Source organism: Streptomyces sp. NPDC055254, from assembly GCF_053606025.1.
In genome coordinates this window covers 106,634-125,264 of the sequence record NZ_JBSGQV010000003.1, presented here as the reverse complement: position 1 = coordinate 125,264, position 18,631 = coordinate 106,634, and the positions used below count along the sequence as shown (strand labels likewise).

Below are 18,631 nucleotides of genomic sequence, written 5' to 3'. Positions count from 1 at the left end.
GTGCGGCGCGCCCTGACCGCCGGACGGCGCACGGCGGTCCGGGCGCAGGAGCAAGAATCACCGTTATGTCAGAGCACACCGAAGCGCGGGGCGCCGCGCCGCGCCACACCGATCCGACACTGACCGCTCCGCGGCCGGGGCCGGAGCCTTCCCCGGCTCCGGCTCCGGCTCCGGAGAGGGGCGGGCCGCTCGTCGCGGGCCTGCTCCTGGCGGCCGGCGGCGGCCGGCGCCTCGGCGGCCGGCCGAAGGCCCTGCTCCCCTACCGGGGGCGGCCGCTCGTGGAGAACGCCGTACGGGTGCTGCGCGAGGCGGGCTGCGGCCCGGTGCACGTGGTGCTCGGCGCCTCCGCGGCCGAGGTCCGCGAGCGCGCGGACCTCGCGGGCTGTGCGGTCGTGGACAACCCGGACTGGGCGGAGGGCATGGGTTCCTCCCTGCGGGTCGGCCTCGCCTCGCTGGCCGGTACGGGCGCGGCCGCGGCGCTGGTCTCGCTGGTGGACCAGCCCGGGATCGGCGCGGCGGCCGTGGCCCGGGTCCGGGCGGCGTACCGCTCCCCGGCCAGCCTGGCGGCGGCGGCGTACGGCGGGGAGCGCGGCCATCCGGTGCTGTTCGGCGCGGAGCGCTGGGCGGACATCGCGGCGACGGCGACGGGCGACCAGGGCGCGCGAGTGCACCTGGCGCGCCACGCCGGGGAGCTCACCCTGGTGGAGTGCGGGGACATCGCGGAGGCCTTCGACATCGACACGCCGCCCGACCTGGCCCGACTCGCCTGAGCGGGGTGTGACGGGAATGGCACTGGGGGCCACGGGCAACCGGAATCTGTCGACTCTGAGAATCTCGACATCAACAAACCATTGAACTTCCACCATGAGGAAATTACTATCCACTGGTCAGAAGCGCCCTGAACCCCCAGACGGCGCCCGCGACCGTATTGCGGAACTCTCCACACCCGACGGCACTGCGTGCCGTCTCGCGCGAGCATTCCCCCGCGGCCGCCAGGCACCGCCGCTGAAGGAGTGACAGATATGTCCGCACCAGCGCCGTCCCCGCTGGCCATCGTCGACGCCGAGCCCCTGCCCCGGCAGGACGAAGTCCTCACCGAAGCGGCCCTCGCCTTCGTGGCCGAGCTGCACCGGCGGTTCGCCCCCCGCCGCGCCGAGCTCCTCGCCCGCCGCGCCGAGCGCCGCGCCGAGATCGCCCGTACGTCCACCCTCGACTTCCTCCCGGACACCGCACAGGTCCGCGAGGGCGACTGGAAGGTGGCGCCGGCCCCGGCCGCGCTGAACGACCGCCGGGTGGAGATCACCGGTCCGACGGACCGCAAGATGACCATCAACGCCTTGAACTCGGGCGCCAAGGTCTGGCTCGCCGACTTCGAGGACGCCTCTGCTCCCACCTGGGAAAACGTCGTCCTCGGCCAGCTCAACCTCATCGACGCCTACGAGCGCCGCATCGACTTCACGGACGCGCGCACCGGCAAGTCGTACGCCCTCAAGCCCGCCGACCAGCTCGCGACCGTCGTGATGCGGCCGCGCGGCTGGCACCTCCAGGAGCGCCACCTCCAGTTCGAGGGCGCCTCCGCCTCGGGCGCGCTCGTCGACTTCGGCCTGTACTTCTTCCACAACGCGAAGCGCCTGATCGAGCTCGGCAAGGGCCCGTACTTCTACCTGCCGAAGACGGAGTCGCACCTGGAGGCGCGCCTCTGGAACGAGATCTTCGTCTTCGCCCAGGACTACGTCGGCATCCCGCAGGGCACCGTCCGCGCCACGGTCCTCATCGAGACCATCACCGCCGCGTACGAGATGGAGGAGATCCTCTACGAGCTGCGCGACCACGCGGCGGGCCTGAACGCGGGCCGCTGGGACTACCTCTTCTCCATCGTCAAGAACTTCCGTGACGGCGGCGAGAAGTTCGTCCTGCCGGACCGCAACGCGGTCACCATGACCGCCCCGTTCATGCGGGCGTACACCGAACTGCTGGTCCGCACCTGCCACAAGCGCGGCGCGCACGCCATCGGCGGCATGGCGGCCTTCATCCCGTCCCGCAAGGACGCCGAGGTCAACAAGGTCGCGTTCGAGAAGGTCAAGGCCGACAAGGACCGCGAGGCGGGCGACGGCTTCGACGGCTCCTGGGTTGCCCACCCGGACCTGGTCCCGATCGCCATGGCCTCCTTCGACGCGGTGCTCGGCGAGAAGCCGAACCAGAAGGACCGCCTCCGCGAGGACGTCTCGGTGGCCCCCGGCGAGCTCATCGCGATCGACTCCCTGGACGCGAAGCCGACGTACGAGGGCCTGCGCAACGCGGTCCAGGTCGGCATCCGCTACATCGAGGCGTGGCTGCGCGGCCTCGGCGCCGTCGGCATCTTCGGCCTGATGGAGGACGCGGCCACCGCCGAGATCTCCCGTTCGCAGATCTGGCAGTGGATCAACGCCGGTGTGGTCTTCGAGAACGGCGAGCTCGCCACGGCCGAGCTGACCCGCACCATCGCCGCTCAGGAACTGGCCGCCATCCGCGCCGAGGTCGGCGAGGAGGCCTTCACGACCGGCACCTGGCAGCAGGCCCACGACCTGCTGCTCCAGGTCTCCCTGGACGCGGACTACGCGGACTTCCTGACGCTCCCCGCGTACGACCAACTGGCCGGCTAGCAAGCCTCGTTCGGCCGGACGCACAGCGGTCGAACAGACAGAGCACGGCAGGCTCCGCCCCCGTCGCCCCCAGGGCGCGGGGGCGGAGCCGTTCTCGAAGGCGAACGGCGAAGCGGAGCCGAGCCGGCGAGAACCCGAACGATCGGTCGGTCGGTCGTTACTTCATCGTAATCTGCGGCTACCTAGCGGTAACAACGTGCGGCGTGTCACCTTTCCGGTTGCCACCGGCCGGCGGTACCCCCACTAGAGCAGCCACGCACCGCAGTTGTTCCCGACTCGCGCGTGGCCGACCGCAGGAGTTCCGCAGTGATCGGATTCCGCAACGTCAGCAAGGACCGGCACCGCAGTCGTGTGCGACGACTGGCCAGGACCGGCATGGTCGTGCCCCTGACCGTCGGGGCGCTGATGGCCGGTGGCGCCGGAACGTCGGCGGCCGGCCCCGGGACCGGGCCCACCGCCGTGGTCTCCCTGGGCGACAGCTACATCTCCGGTGAAGCCGGACGCTGGAAGGGCAACAGCCTGACCGACACCGGGAGCCGCGCCGGCACCGACCGGGGCTGGGTCAGCGGCAGCGTCTACGACCCCGGCAAGGTGTACGGGAGCACCGCGGGCGGGTGCCACCGCTCCGACTCCGCCGAGGTCCGCAGCGCCGGGCCCATCGCCGATGTCGCCGTGAACCTGGCCTGCTCCGGGGCGACCGCGCAGAACGTGTTCCGCGCCGCCAACGGCGGTACGGCCTTCAAGGGCGAGGCCCCGCAGGCCGACCGGCTCGCGACCGTGGCCGCGTCCCACGACGTCAAGGTCATCGCGCTGTCCGTCGGCGGGAACGACCTCGGCTTCGCGGAGATCATCAAGGACTGCGCGTACGACTTCATCATCTGGAACTCCTACTGCTACGACGACCAGCAGTACGGGGTGGACCAGAAGATCGACGCGGTGATGGCCGACGTCGGCAAGTCCGTGGACGAGGTACGGGCGGTGATGCGGGGCGCCGGCTACACCGACTCCTCCTACCGGATCGTGCTGCAGTCCTACCCCTCGCCGATCCCGCGCGGCACGGAGAACCGCTACACGCAGAGCGACTGGAGCCGGCTGAACACGGGCGGGTGCCCGTTCTGGAACCGTGACTCCGACTGGGCGCGGGACTCGCTGGTGCCGCAGCTCGCGAACCGCCTCAAGGGGGTCGCCGCGGCCAAGGGGGTGCAGTTCCTGGACCTGCGGGACATGCTCCAGGGGCGTGAGGTGTGCGCCAGGGCGAGCAAGCAGGTCAGCGCCACCGCGCCGGCCTCGGCCAAGACCAGTGAGTGGGCGCGCTGGATCGACAGCAGCGAGACCCAGGGGCTGATCCAGGAGTCCATGCACCCGAACCACTTCGGACAGCTGGCGGCGGGGCGCTGCCTCGCCCTGGTGGCGGCGCAGCCGGCCGCCTCCGGCTTCAGCTGCAAGAACACCCCGGGCGCCGACCAGACGGGCATGTTCCTGACCCCCGCCTCCTAGGGCGGTCTTCCGGCAGCCGACAGGACGTTGCCCGCCGGGGCCTCGAACGACGCGACGGACGGCATCGCGCCCTCCTGGCGGGCAGCGTAAATCCCGGTGAACGGCGCCGGGCCGGCTGGCATGCTCACGCGCATGGCATCGCGTACCGCACGTCCCAGTCTCTACATCTCCGTCGACATCGAGGCCGACGGCCCCATCCCGGGTCCGTACTCCATGATCAGCTTCGGGGCCGCCGTCGCCGGGCGCCAGGACGGCGCCTCGTATACGGCCGCCGATCCGGAACGGCTCACGTTCTACCGCGAGTTGCGGCCGATCAGCGACCAGTACGTGCCCGAGGCGCTGGCCGTCAGCGGGCTGGACCGCGACCGGCTGGTGCGGGAGGGTGCCGAACCGGCGGCGGCGATGGCCGAGTTTGCCGCCTGGGTGCGCGAGGTGTCGGCGGGGGCCCAACCGGTGATGTGCGGCTACCCGGCCTCCTTCGACTGGACGTTCCTGTACTGGTACCTGATGTCCTTCGGCGGCGACAGCCCGTTCGGCCACTCCGGCTGCCTGGACATGAAGACCCTGTACGCGACGAAGGCGCGGGTCCCGCTGCGGGCTGCCGTGAAGGGCCGCATGCCCCGCGACCTTCTGTCGAAGCGGCGCCACACCCACCACGCGTTGGACGACGCGATCGAGCAGGCCGAACTGATGAGCAACCTGATGCTGTGGACGCCCGGGGCGCCGTGACGGCACTCACCCCGGACGTACGGGCGCGGCGCGCGCACGCCACACCCGCGGCGGGTGGCGTGCGCGCGGCCGACGCGGGCGGCCGGGTCGTCAGTGCGCCGGCACCGGGTCCGCGACGGCCCGGGCCGTGCCGTTCCCGGCGCCGAGGTGGTTGAAGGCCAGGTTCAGCAGGATGGCCACGACGCAGCCGGTGCTGATGCCGGAGTCGAGGACGACCAGCAGGTCCTTCGGGAAGGCGTGGTAGAACTGCGGCGCGGCGATCGGGATCAGGCCGATGCCCACCGAGGCGGCGACGATCAGGGCGTTCTCGCCCTTCTCCATGGCCGCGCCCGCCAGGGTCTGGATTCCGCTGGCGGCGACCGAGCCGAAGAGGACGATGCCCGCGCCGCCGAGGACCGGCAGCGGAACCACGCCGATCACGGAGGCGGCCATCGGGCACAGCCCGAGCAGGATGAGGATGCCGCCGCCGGCTGCGACGACGAAGCGGCTGCGCACCTTGGTCATGGCGACGAGGCCGATGTTCTGCGCGAAGGCGCTGCACATGAAGCCGTTGAACAGCGGACTGATCGCGCTGCCCAGGGCGTCGGCGCGCAGGCCGCCCTCGATGGTCCTCGCATCCGCCGGACGTCCGACGATCCTGCCCAGCGCCAGGATGTCGGCGGTGGACTCGGTCATACAGACGAGCATGACGATGCACATGGAGATGATGGCGGCCACCTGGAACTGCGGGGCGCCGAAGTGGAACGGGGTCGGGAAGCCGACGACGGAGGCGTTGCGGACGGCGTCGAAGCTCGTCATGCCCAGCGGCAGGGCGATGAGCGTACCGGCGACCAGGCCGAGCAGGATGGATATCTGCTGGAGGAAGCCGCGCAGGAACTTGCGCATCAGCAGCACGATGACGAGGGTGGCGGCGGCCATCCCGATGTTCTTCACCGAGCCGTAGTCGGTGGCGGCACTGTTCCCGCCCTGCGACCAGTTGAAGGCCACCGGCAGGAGCGAGACGCCGATCAGGGTGATGACCGTTCCGGTGACGACCGGCGGGAAGAAGCGGACCAGCTTGCCGAAGTAGGGGGCGGCGAGGAAGCCGACCGCGCCGGCGACGATGATCGCGCCGAAGATGATGGGGACGGCGTTGTCCCCCTCTCCCTTGCCGATCGCGATCATCGGAGTCACACCGGCGAAGGAAACGCCGTTGACGAAGGGGAGTTTGGCGCCGATCTTCCAGAAGCCGAGGGTCTGGAGCAGGGTGGCGAGGCCGGCGGTGAAGAGCGAGGCGCCCATCAGGAAGGCGGTCTCGGTCGCGGAGAGACCGACGGCGGGTCCGACGATCATGGGCGGGGCGACGACACCCGCGTACATGGCGGCCACGTGCTGGAGGCCGCTCGTGAACATCTTCAGCGGAGGCAGGGTCTCGTCGACCGGGTGCTTCTCCTCCGGTACTGCGACTGCGTCTTTGCGAAACCTGGGCGTTGCGGCCACGGCTTCCTCCGGTCGGTTAAACACGTTGGCAGGGACGTGGGTGTCATGGAGGTGGTGCGAAAGCGGTGCGAGTCGAGCCTGTGTTCAGTTGTGGGTGGTGCGCCCAACGTCGGGTGCGCCGTAACGTCGGGTGCGTCGAACGTCGGGTGCGCCGAACGTCGTGTCCGAGGTGTCCCGAGGGTGCGGAATCGATTCGCCCGAGTCGGTTCCGCCGCGGTGGAGCCGGTGGCACGAGTCACCGGCCCCGGGGGCGCCCACGGAGGTCCGCAGGCGCTTCCCGGGATCGGCTGCCGACGGACCCCGCTCGGGTCCGCGGCTACCGACCGGGGGCCGTCCCCCCCGGCCGGACTCCGGGGGATCAGGCCTGCGCGGAGATCCGCGCGAGGCGCTGGGCCTCTTCCCGCGTGGACACGGCGATGGCGTCCTCGTCGGCGAAGAGGAGTCGGTTGTTCTCCACGATCTGCTTGCCGTTGACGAACGAGGCCGTCACCGGAGCCGCGGCGCCGAAGACCAGCGCGGTGACCGGGTCGGCGATCGAGGAGTGCAGGAAGGTGCTCAGGTTCCACATCACGAGGTCGGCGCACTTGCCGGCCTCCAGCGAACCGATGCTGTCGCCGCGGCCGAGGACCTGCGCACCGCCGTACGTACCGAGGCGCAGGGCCTGGCGCGCGTTCAGGGCGCGCTCGCGGTGGACCGGGTTCAGGCGGTTGATCAGCAGCGCGTTGCGCAGCTCGGTGTGCAGTTCACCGGACTCGTTGGAGGCGGTGCCGTCCACGCCGAGGCCGACCGGTACACCGGCGGCCAGCATGTCCGGTACCCGGGCGATGCCGGCGGCCAGACGGGCGTTGGAGGACGGGCAGTGCGCGACACCGGTCCTGGTGCGGGCGAACGCGGCGATGTCGGAGTCGTTCATGTGGACGCTGTGCGCCATCCACACGTCCTCGCCGAGCCAGCCGGTCGACTCGAAGTAGTCGGTCGGGCCCATGCCGAACAGCTGCTTGCAGAACTGCTCTTCCTCGACGGTCTCGGAGCCGTGCGTGTGCATGCGCACGCCCAGGCGGCGGGCCAGCTCGGCGCCCTGCTTCAGCAGCTCGGTGGAGACCGAGAAGGGGGAGCACGGGGCGACGGCGACCTGGGTCATCGCGTCGAAGGAGGCGTCGTGGTACTTCTTCACGGTCGCCTCGGTGTCGGCGAGCGCGCCCTCAAGGGTCTCGACGGCGTGGTCCGGGGGCAGGCCGCCGTCCTTCTCGCTGCGGTCCATGGAGCCGCGGGCGAGGGTGAAGCGGACGCCCATCTCGGAAGCGGCGCGGATGATCGAGCCGGAGAGGTCGCCGGAGCCCTTGGGGAACACGTAGTGGTGGTCCATGGCGGTGGTGACACCACCGCGGGCCATCGCGGCCAGGGAGCCCTGGGCCGCCGTGTACGTCATCTGCTCGTCGATGCGCGCCCACGTCGGGTACAGCGCGACGAGCCAGTTGAAGAGATTGTGGTCGGTGGCCAGACCCCGGGTGATCCACTGGTAGAAGTGGTGGTGGGTGTTGACCAGACCGGGGGTGACGAGGTGACCCGTGCCGTCGATGCGGCGGACCACGTTGTCGAGGTTCTCGGGGGCTTTGCCCGCACCGATCGACTCGATCCTGTTGCCGGCGACGACCACGTGGCCCGAGGCGTACTCGGTGTCGTTCGCGTCGACGGTCGCGATCGCGCAGTTCTCGATGACGATGCGCTCGACCGCGCCGTCAAGGGCTGCCGATGCTGCCATGGGACTTCCTCGTGCTTTCAGTGGCGGTACGGGCACGGCAAGGCCCAGGAGATTTGAGTGCCGGAGCCGGGGGCCTTGACAGCTGACAGTACTGCCGCCCCGTGTGATGCGTCCGGGTGCCGATTCAGCGAGCTTGAAGGGTGTCGCGCGGTCCCGGGGCCACTGCGGAGCCCCGGGACGCGCGTGCCGCGTCAGAGGTTGGTCATGTCCACGGGGATGCGGGCGTCAACGCCGTCCCGGAGGACGGTCGCCTCGATCAGGCCGTACGGGCGGTCGGCGGCGAAGTAGACCTCGTTGTCGTTCTTGAGGCCGAAGGGCTCCAGGTCGACGAGGAAGTGGTGCTTGTTCGGGAGCGAGAAGCGGACCTCGTCGATCTCCGAACGGTGGTTGATGATGCGCGAACCCATCTGGTAGAGGGTCTGCTGCAGCGAGAGGGAGTAGGTCTCCGCGAAGGCCTGGAGCATGTGCTTGCGGACCTCGGCGTAGGACTTCTCCCAGTGGGGCATCCGCTGCTCGTCGTCCGACCAGTTGAAGCGCCAGCGGGCCGACACCTGGGTGGCCAGGATGCGGTCGTAGGCCTCCTTCAGCGTCGTGTACTTGTCCTTCACGTAACCCCAGAACTCGGAGTTCGTGGAGTTCATGACGACCAGGTCCTTGAGGCCGGAGACGACCTCCCAGTTCTGGCCGTCGTACGTGATCTGGGTGACGCGGGTCTCCATGCCCTGGCGGACGAAGGAGTGGTTCACCTCGTCGGCGCCGATGAACTTGGAGTTGGCGTCCGAGGTCGCGATCCGGTCCCAGGCGTACTCCTCGATCCGGATGCGCGCCTTCTGGATCGGCTCCTGGCTGTTCACGAACCAGCGCGCCAGGTGGATGCCGAACTGCTCGGCGGACTCGATGCCGTGCTCCTTGGCGAAGGCGTACACCGTGTTCTTGGTGGTGTCCGTCGGAAGGACGTTGGCGTTCGAGCCGGAGTAGTGGACGTCGTCCATGTCGCCGGAGAGGGCGACCGAGACGTTCAGGTCCTTGATGTGGTGGGTGTCGCCGTCCCGCGTGATCTTGACGACGCGGTTCTCTGCCTTGCCGTACTGGTTCTGGCCCAGAATCGTGGCCATGCTAGCTCCCTCGGTAAACGGAGTAGCCGAACGGGTTGAGCAGCAGCGGTACGTGGTAGTGCTCGCCGGGGGTGACAGCGAAGGTGATCGTCACTTCCGGGAAAAACGCACCGCTGTCCCTTACGCGGGGGGCGTCCTGCTGCGCCTCGGCTTGCTTCTTGGAACTGTGCTCACTGAAGAAGTACGTCTCGGTCTCGAAGTCGAGACGTACGTGGGTGGTGCCCTCCGGCAGCGCCGGCAGGTTCTTGCAGCGCCCGTCCGCGTCGGTGGCGGAGCCGCCCAGGGCCGACCACTCGCCGTCGAGCCCGGTGCGGGCCGACAGCGCGATGGCGACGCCTTCGGCGGGCTTGCCGATGCTGGTGTCCAGGATGTGCGTGGACACCGACGCCGTGGTCTCGGTGCTCATGTGCTCACTCTCCCTCTGCGAGTCGGGTCAGGCGGATCTTGTTGATCTTGACGAGCTCACCGCGGGCGATCTCCCGCTCCTGCTCCGGCGAGTTGTCGATCCGGACCTTGACCGCGTCCCGCATGAACTCACCGGTCGCACCGGTGGCGCAGATGAGGAACACGTGGCCGAACTTCTCCTGGTAGGCCAGGTTCAGTTCGAGGAGTTCGGTCTTGAGCTCCTGCGAGGCACCGGCCATACCGCGCTGCTCGCGGGCGGAGGTCGGGTCTCCCGGCTTCGGCCGGCCGATCGGCGCGTGGCCGCCCATCGCCTCGCCCAGGTCCGCGGCGGTGAGCTCCGCCATGGCGGACTCGTTGGCCGAGAACAGGGACTCCGCGCTGGTGAAGGGGCGCTGGGCGAGAAGCTTGCTGCCCCATGCCGAACTGGCGCACACCTCGTGCAGCTCGGCCGCGGCCGCGCTGTCGTCCAAGGCGTTGAACCGGGTGAGACCCGGGGTCGGACTCGAAGTCACGGTAGGCCTCCGTGGCCTGTTGTTGCTTTGACGGGCTGCGCATAGCTAACGCCCTCGACAACACGGCGTCAACACTTTGTTGAAATTCCCGTACACAAAAGCCGCCGCCCGGGTGAATCGGGCGGCGGCTCGTCGCTGCGGGTCAGTGGGCGTTCACTCTTGGCTGTTCTTGTTGGGGTTTTCCCTGTTCAGGTAGTTGTAGACCGTGAAACGGCTTACGCCCAGGGCGCCCGCGACCGTCTCCACACCGTGCCGCACGGAGAAGGCGCCCCGCGCCTCCAGTATCCGCACCACGTCCTGCTTGGACTTCCGGTCGAGCTGCGACAACGGTACGCCGTGCCGGCGCTCCAAGGCCGCCAGGATGTGGTCCAGCGAGTCGGACAGCTGGGGCAGGCGGACGGCCAGCAGCTCCTGCCCCTCCCAGGTGAGCACGACGTCGTCGGGCTGAGCCAGGGCCGGATCCATCAGCTCGCCCCCCATCGCGTCCACGAGCGGCTTCACCGCGGTGACGAACGGGTGGTCACGGGGTTCGGTCACGGCGCCTCCTCCCCGATCACGTTGACCTGGAGCGAGACCCGGGTCGCTCCGGCCTCCAGGGAATCGCGCAGCAGCGCGGTCACCGCGACGAGGACCGCGTCGGTCTCGCCCTCGGCCGTATTGCCGAACGGGCCGACGTCCACCGCGTCCAGCTGGGCCTTCTGGATGACCTCGCGAGCGGCCACGGCATGGGCGGGGGCCTCTTCGAGATCGAAGGGCTCGGTCGTGAACTCCACTCTCAATCGCACCCGGTCAAGCTACCCGGGACTCCGGACTTTTCGGCAGTCCGTACTTGACAGCCACGCGAACCTCGATGCAGTCTTCCGTCAAGCAGAAAATAACTTCCGCAATACGGAAGGAGCGCATACCCCTCATGGGATACACGGACCAGCGCTTCGATGTGAACCTGTCGATCCTCTTCACGGAACTCCCGCTCCTGGAGCGCCCCGCGGCTGCCGCCGCGGCGGGCTTCACGGCGGTCGAGCTGTGGTGGCCCTGGATCGAGACCCCCACCCCGGCACAGGAGGAGCTCGACGCCCTCAAGAACGCCCTTGAGGACGCCGGCACCCAGCTGGTGGGCCTGAACTTCTACGCCGGCCGGCTGCCGGGCCCGGACCGCGGTGCGGTCTCGGTGCCCGGCGAGGAGTCGGAGCGCTTCAACGCCAACATCAACGTGGCCGCGGACTTCGCGGCCTCGGTCGGCTGCAAGGCGCTGAACGCCCTCTACGGCAACCGCGTCGAAGGAGTGGACCCGGCCGTACAGGACGAGCTCGCCCTGGAGAACCTGGTCGCGGCCGCCCGGGCCGCCGACCGCGTCGGGGCGATCCTCCTGATCGAGACCCTCAACAAGCCCGAGTCGCCGCTCTACCCGCTGGTGAGCGCCCCGGCCGGCATCGAGGTGGTGGACAAGGTGAACGAGGCCACCGGCCTCGGCAACGCCAAGTTCCTGCTCGACCTGTACCACCTGGCGATGAACGATGAGGACCTCTCCGAGGTCATCGAAAAATACGCCGCCAAGACCGGGCACGTCCAGATCGCGGACAAGCCCGGGCGAGGTGCCCCCGGCACCGGCGAGCTGCCCCTCGAAGAGCTGCTCGACCAGCTGAGGAAGGCCGGATACGAGGGCTACGTAGGCCTGGAGTACAAGGCCGCCGACGCTGCCGCGTCCTTCGCCTGGCTGCCGGCCGGGGCCCGCGCCGCGCGGTAGGCGGACAAAGTCCGGGCGATCAGCCAGGCACGTCACGAACTCTTCGTACAAAGCATTAAGAGAAGGACCCTCATCATGAGCAACCTCCCCAACGTCGCCTGGATCGGCCTCGGCATCATGGGCTCCCCCATGGCCGAGAACCTCCTGAAGGCCGGCTACCCGGTCACCGGCTTCACCCTGGAGCAGGACAAGCTGGACCGCCTGGCCGCCGCCGGCGGCAGCGCCGCCGGATCCATCGCCGAGGCCGTCCAGGACGCCGACGTCATCATCACGATGGTGCCCGCCTCCCCGCAGGTCGAGGCCATCTCCTACGGTGAGAACGGCATCCTGGAGAACGCGAAGTCCGGTGCGCTGATCATCGACATGTCGTCGATCACCCCGCAGACCTCGATCGACCTCGCGAAGAACGCCGCCGAGAAGGGCATCCGCGTCATCGACGCCCCGGTGTCCGGCGGCGAGGCCGGCGCCATCGAGGCCGTCCTGTCGATCATGGTGGGTGGCGAGCAGGCCGACTTCGACGAGGCCCTGCCGGTCCTCCAGGCCCTCGGCAAGACCATCGTGCTCTGCGGCCCGCACGGCTCCGGCCAGACCGTGAAGGCCGCCAACCAGCTCATCGTCGCGGTGAACATCCAGGCGTGCGCCGAGGCCGTCGTCTTCCTGGAGAAGTCGGGCGTGAACCTCAAGGCCGCGCTCGACGTCCTGGGCGGCGGTCTGGCCGGCTCCACGGTCCTGACCCGCAAGAAGGACAACTTCCTGAACCGCGACTTCAAGCCCGGCTTCCGGATCGACCTGCACCACAAGGACATGGGCATCGTCACCGACGCCGCCCGCAACGTGGGTGCCGCCCTGCCGGTCGGCGCGGTCGTCGCCCAGCTGGTCGCCTCGCTGCGCGCCCAGGGCGACGGCGGTCTGGACCACTCGGCCCTGCTGCGCGCCGTCGAGCGCCTCTCCGGCGCCCAGGTCTGATGCCCCGGACCGGCGGGCCCGCCCGCCGGTCCGCACTCCCCTCGCGGGGACCCGAGTCTCCGGATGGTGCCGGTGCTGACACCTGTCCTGTCGCGCCCAAGCGCCGGCGCCGTCCGGATCACCTCCCTCATCTTTGTTCAACAAACTGTTGACGTTTGGTTCGCGCCGAATTTAGGCTGTTCCGCATGACGGAAGACACTTTCCGCCAGCAGTTTCCCGTACGGAAGGTCACCATGTCGAAGCGCACGCTGACGACCGAGTCCGGCGCCCCGGTCGCCGACAACCAGAACTCCGCCACCGCCGGCGTCGGTGGCCCGCTCCTGGTCCAGGACCAGCAGCTCCTTGAGAAGCTCGCCCGCTTCAACCGCGAGCGCATCCCGGAGCGCGTGGTGCACGCCCGCGGCTCGGCCGCGTACGGCTACTTCGAGGTGACGGACGACGTCACCGCGTACACCAGCGCCGCGTTCCTGAACACGGTCGGCAAGAAGACCGAGACCTTCCTGCGGTTCTCCACCGTGGCGGACTCGCTCGGCGGTGCGGACGCGGTCCGCGACCCACGCGGCTTCGCGCTGAAGTTCTACACCGAAGAGGGCAACTACGACCTCGTCGGCAACAACACGCCGGTGTTCTTCATCAAGGACCCGATCAAGTTCCCCGACTTCATCCACTCCCAGAAGCGCGACCCCTTCACGGGCAAGCAGGAGCCGGACAACGTCTGGGACTTCTGGGCGCACGCCCCCGAGGCGACCCACCAGATCACCTGGCTCATGGGTGACCGCGGCATCCCGGCGTCGTACCGCCACATGAACGGCTACGGCTCCCACACGTACCAGTGGACCAACGAGCAGGGCGAGGCCTTCTTCGTCAAGTACCACTTCAAGACGAACCAGGGCATCCGCTGCCTGTCGAGCGACCAGGCCGCCGAGCTGGTCGGCCAGGACGCCAACTCGCACCAGACCGACCTGCTGCAGGCGATCGAGCGCGGCGTGAACCCGAGCTGGACCCTCCACGTCCAGATCATGCCCGCCGCCGAGGCCGCGGACTACCGCTTCAACCCGTTCGACCTCACCAAGGTGTGGCCGCACAGCGACTACCCGCTGCGCCGCGTGGGCCGCCTGGTCCTCGACCGCAACCCGGACAACGTCTTCGCCGAGGTCGAGCAGTCCGCCTTCTCCCCGAACAACTTCGTCCCCGGCATCACCGCCTCGCCGGACAAGATGCTCCAGGGCCGTCTCTTCGCGTACGCCGACGCCCAGCGCTACCGCCTCGGCGTGAACCACACCCTGCTGCCGGTCAACGCTCCGAAGGCGACGAAGGCCGAGAACTACGGCCGCGACGGTGTCATGGCGCTGCGCAACGGCTCGCGCCACGACAAGAACTACGAGCCCAACTCGTACCGGGGTCCGGTCGAGACGGGTCTGGCGCTGGGCGCCCCCAAGGCCGTCTCCGGCTACACGGGCACCCACGAGGCCCCGGCCCACACCAAGGACGACGACTTCTTCCAGGCCGGTGAGCTCTATCGCCTGATGTCGGAGGCCGAGAAGCAGCGCCTGGTGGCGAACATCGCCGGCGGTTTGTCGCAGGTCACCCTGGAAGACGTCATCGAGAAGAACCTGGCTCACTTCCACGCCGCCGACGCCGACTACGGCAAGCGCGTCGAGGAGGCCGTCCGCGCCCTGCGCGACGCCTGAGCCGCCCAGGTGTACCGGGGGCCTGACGGGAGGTCGGGCCCCGGGTGCTGAGCCCGCACCGCGGACCCGGATGAGGGGTGGTACGCGGTGAGGGCCGACTGCGCCAGTCCGTGCGACTGGCGTCGCCTGAGGACCGTGGCGGACGTGCGAACCAGTGCGGTGGTCATGGGTTCCGAGGCCCGTCTCTTGACCTGAGGGAGACGGCGCCGGAGTTCTCGTCGCCGACCGCCACGGTCCCGGCAACTCCTCCCCCGGACACGGTCTGCGCACAGCGCCCCCTGCCCGGGACGCGGGAGCCTCCCCCTTCTACGCCGCCCGGCGGTGCGAACGTCCTGTCGCGCCAGCCTCGCCCCGTCGGGCGGTAACCACCCGGAGCGCCGGGTCACGGACGGTCCCGTGACCCGGCGCTCTGTCGTTCCCGGGTCCGGCGGCGGGCGAGTCAGGATGTCGGGCGGGAGCTGTCGACGAGGCCCTGAAGGACACCGAGGACGCCCGCGCCGTCCTGCTCCTGCCCCTGCCCCTGCCCCTGTCCTGCTCGTCGAACTCCAGGACACACCGAGGGGTGGCCTGCGCGGTCGACGTGGAACTCGGCCCCCACCCCGAGCAGGAGGACCCGCGCCCCGGCGTACAACGCGGAACGGCCCCCGCCCTCCCTTAAGTTCTAGGGATCGTTGCAACACCCCGCCCAGGGGGATGCGATGGACTTCGAGATCCGGGACCGCTCGGTGAACCGGGGACGCCGTTCGCTGACCGAGGAACGGCGTGCCTACTTTCAGCTCATGCAGCAAGGCGTGAGCAGGATCCACATCGCCGACCGGCTGCGCGAGAAGGCCACCATCCGCACGATCGCAGCTGAGCTGGGCCGCAGCCCGTCCACGGTCAGCCGGGAGATACGCCGCAACCGCCACCCGGACAACGGCCAGTACCGGCCACACGCGGCCCAGGCCCGCGCCGATGCCCGCCGGCCCCGCCCCAAGCCGGGGAAGATCGGCCAGAACACCGCACCGAGGGACTTCATCCAGGACGCTCTGAACCTGAAGTGGAGCCCGGAACAGATCTGCGAGAGTCTGCGCCGGACGTTCCCCGACCGGCCGGAGATGCACGTGGTCCACGAAACGATCTACCAGGCCCTCTACGTCCAGGCCCTCTACGTCCAGGGCCGTGGCGAACTCCGCCGCGAACTGGCCCGCGCCCTGCGCTCGGGACGCGCCCGCCGCACACCGCGCCGCCGGGCCCAGCAGCGACAGCCCCGCTTCGCCACCCCCATGGTCATGATCAGCGACCGCCCCGCCGAGGCAGAGGACCGGGCCGTGCCCGGCCACTGGGAGGGCGCCCTGATCATCGGCAAGGACAACGGGTCCGCCATCGGCACCCGCGTCGAACGCGCCACCCGCTACGTGATGCTCCCGCACCTGCCCGACGGCCGCAGCGCGGAACACGTCCGCGACGCCCTCGTCGAGACGGTCCGGACGCTGCCCGCACACCTGGTGCGCTCGCTGACCTGGGGCCAAGGCAGCGAAATGGCGGCCCACGGCTCCTTCACCGTCGCCACCGATGTTCCGGTCTACTTCTGCGACCCCGCCGGCCCCTGGCAACGCGGATCGAACGAGAACACGAACGGCCTGCTCCGCCAGTACTTCCCCAAGGGCACAGACCTGACTGTCCACAGCCACGAGCACCTCGACGCCGTCGCCGCCCAGCTCAACGGCCGCCCACGCAAAACGCTCGGCTGGGAAACCCCAGCCGAGCGCCTGCATAAACTGCTCGCGGCCTGATCGACACAACCACGTGTTGCAACGATCCCTGGAAACCGCCTCCTCACGGAGGGGCGGGGGCCGTCGGGTACTGCCGGGCCGGTACCGCCGGACCGCTGCCGCCGGGCCGATCAGACCGCCAGCGGGCGGATCGCGGTCGGGGCGTGACCCGGCTCGGTCGCGAGCTCCTCGAACTCGGTGACGTCGCTCATGTCGACGGTCTTGCTCATCGAGATGTTGGTGACGCGCTCCAGGATGGCCTCGACGACGACCGGAACCCGGAACTCCTGCGCCAGCTTCTTGGCCTGCTCGAAGGCGGCGCCCAGCTCGTTCGGGTCGGTGACGCGGATCGCCTTGACGCCCAGGCCCTCGGCGACCTTGACGTGGTCGACACCGTAGACACCCAGCTCGGGGGTGTTGATGTTCTCGAATTCGAGGTTGACCTCGAAGTTGATGCCGAGGCCGCCCTGCGCCTGACGGATCAGGCCCAGGTAGGCGTTGTTCACGAGGACGTGGACGTAGGGGACCTTGTGCTGGGCGGCGACCGCCAGCTCCTCGATCATGAACTGGAAGTCGTAGTCGCCCGAGAGCGCGACGATCGGGGTCTCCGGGTCCGCGGTGGCGGCGCCGATGGCGGCCGGGATGGTCCAGCCGAGCGGGCCGGCCTGGCCGCAGTTGATCCAGTGGCGCGGCTTGAAGACGTGCAGCATCTGCGCACCGGCGATCTGGGACAGACCGATGGTGGTGACGTAGCGGGTCTCCGGGCCGAAGGCCTTGTTCATCTCCTCGTACACGCGCTGCGGCTTCATCGGGATGTTGTCGAAGTGCGTGCGGCGCTGGAGGGTGGCCTTGCGCTCCTGGCCCGAGGCGGCCCAGGCGGAGAAGTCCGGAAGCTTGCCCTCGGCCTTGAGCTCCTTGGCGACCTCGATGAAGAGCTCCAGCGCGGCCTTGGCGTCGGAGGCGATGCCGAAGTCCGGGGCGAAGATCTTGCCGATCTGGGTGGGCTCGATGTCGACGTGGACGAACTTGCGGTCGCCGAGGTACGCGTCGAGGTTGTAGCCGGTGTGACGGTTGGCCCAGCGGTTGCCGATGCCGAGGACGAAGTCCGATTCCAGGAACGTCGCGTTGCCGTAGCGGTGCGAGGTCTGCACCCCGACCATGCCGGCGCTCAGCTCGTGGTCGTCGGGGATGACGCCCCAGCCCATCAGGGTGGAGATGACCGGGACGCCGGTCAGCTCGGCGAACTCGACCAGCAGGTCGGAGGCATCGGCGTTGATGATGCCTCCGCCGGCGACGATCAGCGGGCGCTCGGACTCCAGCAGGAACCCGACGGCCTTGACGGCCTGGGCGCGGGACGCCCGCGGCTGGTAGACCGGCAGCGGCTGGTAGGTCTCGGGGTCGAACTCGATCTCGGTCAGCTGGACGTCGATCGGGAGGTCGATCAGGACCGGGCCGGGACGGCCGGAGCGCATCAGGTGGAAGGCCTGCTGGAACACGCCGGGGACCTGCGCGGCCTCCAGGACGGTGGTCGCCGCCTTGGTGACGGGCTTGGCGATCGAGGCGATGTCGACGGCCTGGAAGTCCTCCTTGTGGAGCTTCGAGACCGGAGCCTGACCGGTGATGCACAGGATCGGGATCGAGTCGGCGATCGCCGAGTACAAGCCGGTGATCATGTCGGTGCCGGCGGGGCCGGACGTACCGATGCAGACACCGATGTTGCCCGCCTTGGCACGCGTGTAGCCCTCGGCCATGTGCGAGGCGCCCTCGACGTGGCGGGCCAGCGTGTGGTTGATGCCGCCCACGTTCTTGAGCTCGCGGTAGAACGGGTTGATCGCAGCGCCGGGCACGCCGAACGCTTGCGAAACGCCCTCAAGCTTGAGGATCTCCACTGCAGCGGCGGCGGCTGTCATACGGGGCATCGAGTTCTCCTGCGGGTCTGGCGGTCAGGCTTTTCCGTCATACGGAAGTTTTGTTCTGCTATACGGAACAAGCTAAGTGGCGACTCTCTCCGGCGTCAAGGCGGTGGCGGACCCCGGAAACCACCAAAAGCCGCGTCTCGTTCGGCGAGTTGCACAAAGGTCCGGCTCCGCGGCCGGATTCCGCTGGAAAGGGGCGGCGCCCTCGCCCCGGCGGTCGCCGGTGGTGGAGCATGTACCTACGCACAGCGACGAGGGGGTCCAGGTCTCATGGCGGAAGCGGTACCGGTGCGCTGCCCGGCGTGCCTGCGCGAGAACAGCTACACGGCCCCGGTCTTCCCCTGCGCCTGCGGGAGCCCGGTCGTCCCGCCGCTGGACCTGTCCGCCCCGCCGGATCCGCTGACGCACCGCACCTGGTC

At 69.5% G+C, this 18,631-nt stretch carries 16 protein-coding genes; 8 read left to right on the top strand and 8 right to left on the bottom strand.

Annotated features, from left to right (window positions below; translation table 11 throughout):
- The first annotated feature begins 65 nt into the window (after nucleotides 1-65).
- The 4 genes from ACWFQ8_RS04610 (at nucleotide 66) to ACWFQ8_RS04595 (ending at nucleotide 4,868) form a co-directional block, all read left to right on the top strand.
- On the top strand, nucleotides 66-770 hold the full coding sequence (locus ACWFQ8_RS04610; RefSeq protein ID WP_453784709.1) for a nucleotidyltransferase family protein: 705 nt from the start codon (nucleotides 66-68) through the stop codon (nucleotides 768-770).
- 252 nt (nucleotides 771-1,022) lie between these two features.
- Nucleotides 1,023-2,642: a malate synthase A gene (gene aceB / locus ACWFQ8_RS04605; RefSeq protein WP_453784708.1), complete on the top strand. Its 1,620-nt coding sequence runs from the start codon at nucleotides 1,023-1,025 to the stop codon at nucleotides 2,640-2,642.
- Nucleotides 2,643-3,047: 405 nt separating this feature from the next.
- The gene (locus ACWFQ8_RS04600) at nucleotides 3,048-4,139 is read left to right on the top strand and encodes a GDSL-type esterase/lipase family protein (protein WP_453784873.1); all 1,092 of its coding nucleotides are present in this window, start codon (nucleotides 3,048-3,050) and stop codon (nucleotides 4,137-4,139) included.
- Between the two features lie 132 nt (nucleotides 4,140-4,271).
- Nucleotides 4,272-4,868: a 3'-5' exoribonuclease domain-containing protein gene (locus ACWFQ8_RS04595; RefSeq protein ID WP_453784707.1), complete on the top strand. Its 597-nt coding sequence runs from the start codon at nucleotides 4,272-4,274 to the stop codon at nucleotides 4,866-4,868.
- Between the two features lie 90 nt (nucleotides 4,869-4,958).
- Here ACWFQ8_RS04595 and ACWFQ8_RS04590 read toward each other — a convergent pair whose 3' ends face one another.
- The 7 genes from ACWFQ8_RS04590 to ACWFQ8_RS04560 all read right to left on the bottom strand — a co-directional run bounded on the left by ACWFQ8_RS04590 (nucleotide 4,959) and on the right by ACWFQ8_RS04560 (nucleotide 10,926).
- The gene (locus ACWFQ8_RS04590) at nucleotides 4,959-6,347 is read right to left on the bottom strand and encodes a nucleobase:cation symporter-2 family protein (protein ID WP_453784706.1); all 1,389 of its coding nucleotides are present in this window, start codon (nucleotides 6,345-6,347) and stop codon (nucleotides 4,959-4,961) included.
- 358 nt (nucleotides 6,348-6,705) lie between these two features.
- Nucleotides 6,706-8,109, bottom strand: coding sequence for an 8-oxoguanine deaminase (locus ACWFQ8_RS04585; protein WP_453784705.1), 1,404 nt, complete (start codon nucleotides 8,107-8,109; stop codon nucleotides 6,706-6,708).
- A 191-nt stretch (nucleotides 8,110-8,300) separates the two neighbouring features.
- Nucleotides 8,301-9,224: a factor-independent urate hydroxylase gene (gene pucL / locus ACWFQ8_RS04580; protein ID WP_453784704.1), complete on the bottom strand. Its 924-nt coding sequence runs from the start codon at nucleotides 9,222-9,224 to the stop codon at nucleotides 8,301-8,303.
- 1 nt (nucleotide 9,225) lies between these two features.
- The gene (gene uraH / locus ACWFQ8_RS04575; RefSeq protein WP_453784703.1) at nucleotides 9,226-9,630 is read right to left on the bottom strand and encodes a hydroxyisourate hydrolase; all 405 of its coding nucleotides are present in this window, start codon (nucleotides 9,628-9,630) and stop codon (nucleotides 9,226-9,228) included.
- A 4-nt stretch (nucleotides 9,631-9,634) separates the two neighbouring features.
- Nucleotides 9,635-10,141, bottom strand: coding sequence for a 2-oxo-4-hydroxy-4-carboxy-5-ureidoimidazoline decarboxylase (gene uraD / locus ACWFQ8_RS04570; RefSeq protein ID WP_453784702.1), 507 nt, complete (start codon nucleotides 10,139-10,141; stop codon nucleotides 9,635-9,637).
- 153 nt (nucleotides 10,142-10,294) lie between these two features.
- Entirely contained in the window at nucleotides 10,295-10,678 is a 384-nt protein-coding gene (locus ACWFQ8_RS04565) for a helix-turn-helix domain-containing protein (protein WP_453784701.1), read from the bottom strand.
- Nucleotides 10,675-10,926 (bottom strand): thiamine-binding protein, encoded by a 252-nt coding sequence (locus ACWFQ8_RS04560; protein ID WP_453784700.1) that lies wholly within the window; start codon nucleotides 10,924-10,926, stop codon nucleotides 10,675-10,677. The genes ACWFQ8_RS04565 and ACWFQ8_RS04560 overlap by 4 nt, the downstream gene beginning before the upstream one ends.
- Nucleotides 10,927-11,051: 125 nt before the next feature.
- On the opposite strand from ACWFQ8_RS04560, the gene ACWFQ8_RS04555 reads away from it, so the two are divergent.
- The 4 genes from ACWFQ8_RS04555 (at nucleotide 11,052) to ACWFQ8_RS04540 (ending at nucleotide 16,317) form a co-directional block, all read left to right on the top strand.
- Nucleotides 11,052-11,885 (top strand): TIM barrel protein, encoded by an 834-nt coding sequence (locus ACWFQ8_RS04555; protein ID WP_453784699.1) that lies wholly within the window; start codon nucleotides 11,052-11,054, stop codon nucleotides 11,883-11,885.
- Nucleotides 11,886-11,960: 75 nt separating this feature from the next.
- The gene (locus ACWFQ8_RS04550; protein WP_453784698.1) at nucleotides 11,961-12,851 is read left to right on the top strand and encodes a 2-hydroxy-3-oxopropionate reductase; all 891 of its coding nucleotides are present in this window, start codon (nucleotides 11,961-11,963) and stop codon (nucleotides 12,849-12,851) included.
- Nucleotides 12,852-13,084: 233 nt separating this feature from the next.
- A complete protein-coding gene (locus ACWFQ8_RS04545) occupies nucleotides 13,085-14,542 on the top strand; it encodes a catalase (protein WP_453784872.1) in 1,458 nt (485 codons plus the stop codon).
- 698 nt (nucleotides 14,543-15,240) lie between these two features.
- Complete coding sequence (locus ACWFQ8_RS04540) at nucleotides 15,241-16,317, top strand: IS30 family transposase (protein WP_453784697.1); 1,077 nt, start codon at nucleotides 15,241-15,243, stop codon at nucleotides 16,315-16,317.
- A gap of 110 nt (nucleotides 16,318-16,427) precedes the next feature.
- On the opposite strand, the gene gcl is transcribed toward ACWFQ8_RS04540, so the two are convergent.
- Complete coding sequence (gene gcl / locus ACWFQ8_RS04535; protein WP_453784696.1) at nucleotides 16,428-18,215, bottom strand: glyoxylate carboligase; 1,788 nt, start codon at nucleotides 18,213-18,215, stop codon at nucleotides 16,428-16,430.
- Between the last annotated feature and the right edge of the window lie 416 nt (nucleotides 18,216-18,631).

Excerpts from the sequence above, each read along its gene's own strand:
- ACWFQ8_RS04610 (WP_453784709.1), top strand. The coding sequence starts at position 66 with ATGTCAGAGCACACCGAAGCGCGGGGCGCCGCGCCGCGCCACACCGAT.
- aceB (WP_453784708.1), top strand. The coding sequence starts at position 1,023 with ATGTCCGCACCAGCGCCGTCCCCGCTGGCCATCGTCGACGCCGAGCCC.
- ACWFQ8_RS04600 (WP_453784873.1), top strand. The coding sequence starts at position 3,048 with ATGGCCGGTGGCGCCGGAACGTCGGCGGCCGGCCCCGGGACCGGGCCC.
- ACWFQ8_RS04595 (WP_453784707.1), top strand. The coding sequence starts at position 4,272 with ATGGCATCGCGTACCGCACGTCCCAGTCTCTACATCTCCGTCGACATC.
- ACWFQ8_RS04585 (WP_453784705.1), bottom strand. The coding sequence starts at position 8,109 with ATGGCAGCATCGGCAGCCCTTGACGGCGCGGTCGAGCGCATCGTCATC.
- pucL (WP_453784704.1), bottom strand. The coding sequence starts at position 9,224 with ATGGCCACGATTCTGGGCCAGAACCAGTACGGCAAGGCAGAGAACCGC.
- uraH (WP_453784703.1), bottom strand. The coding sequence starts at position 9,630 with ATGAGCACCGAGACCACGGCGTCGGTGTCCACGCACATCCTGGACACC.
- ACWFQ8_RS04555 (WP_453784699.1), top strand. The coding sequence starts at position 11,052 with ATGGGATACACGGACCAGCGCTTCGATGTGAACCTGTCGATCCTCTTC.
- ACWFQ8_RS04550 (WP_453784698.1), top strand. The coding sequence starts at position 11,961 with ATGAGCAACCTCCCCAACGTCGCCTGGATCGGCCTCGGCATCATGGGC.
- ACWFQ8_RS04545 (WP_453784872.1), top strand. The coding sequence starts at position 13,085 with ATGTCGAAGCGCACGCTGACGACCGAGTCCGGCGCCCCGGTCGCCGAC.
- ACWFQ8_RS04540 (WP_453784697.1), top strand. The coding sequence starts at position 15,241 with ATGGACTTCGAGATCCGGGACCGCTCGGTGAACCGGGGACGCCGTTCG.
- gcl (WP_453784696.1), bottom strand. The coding sequence starts at position 18,215 with ATGCCCCGTATGACAGCCGCCGCCGCTGCAGTGGAGATCCTCAAGCTT.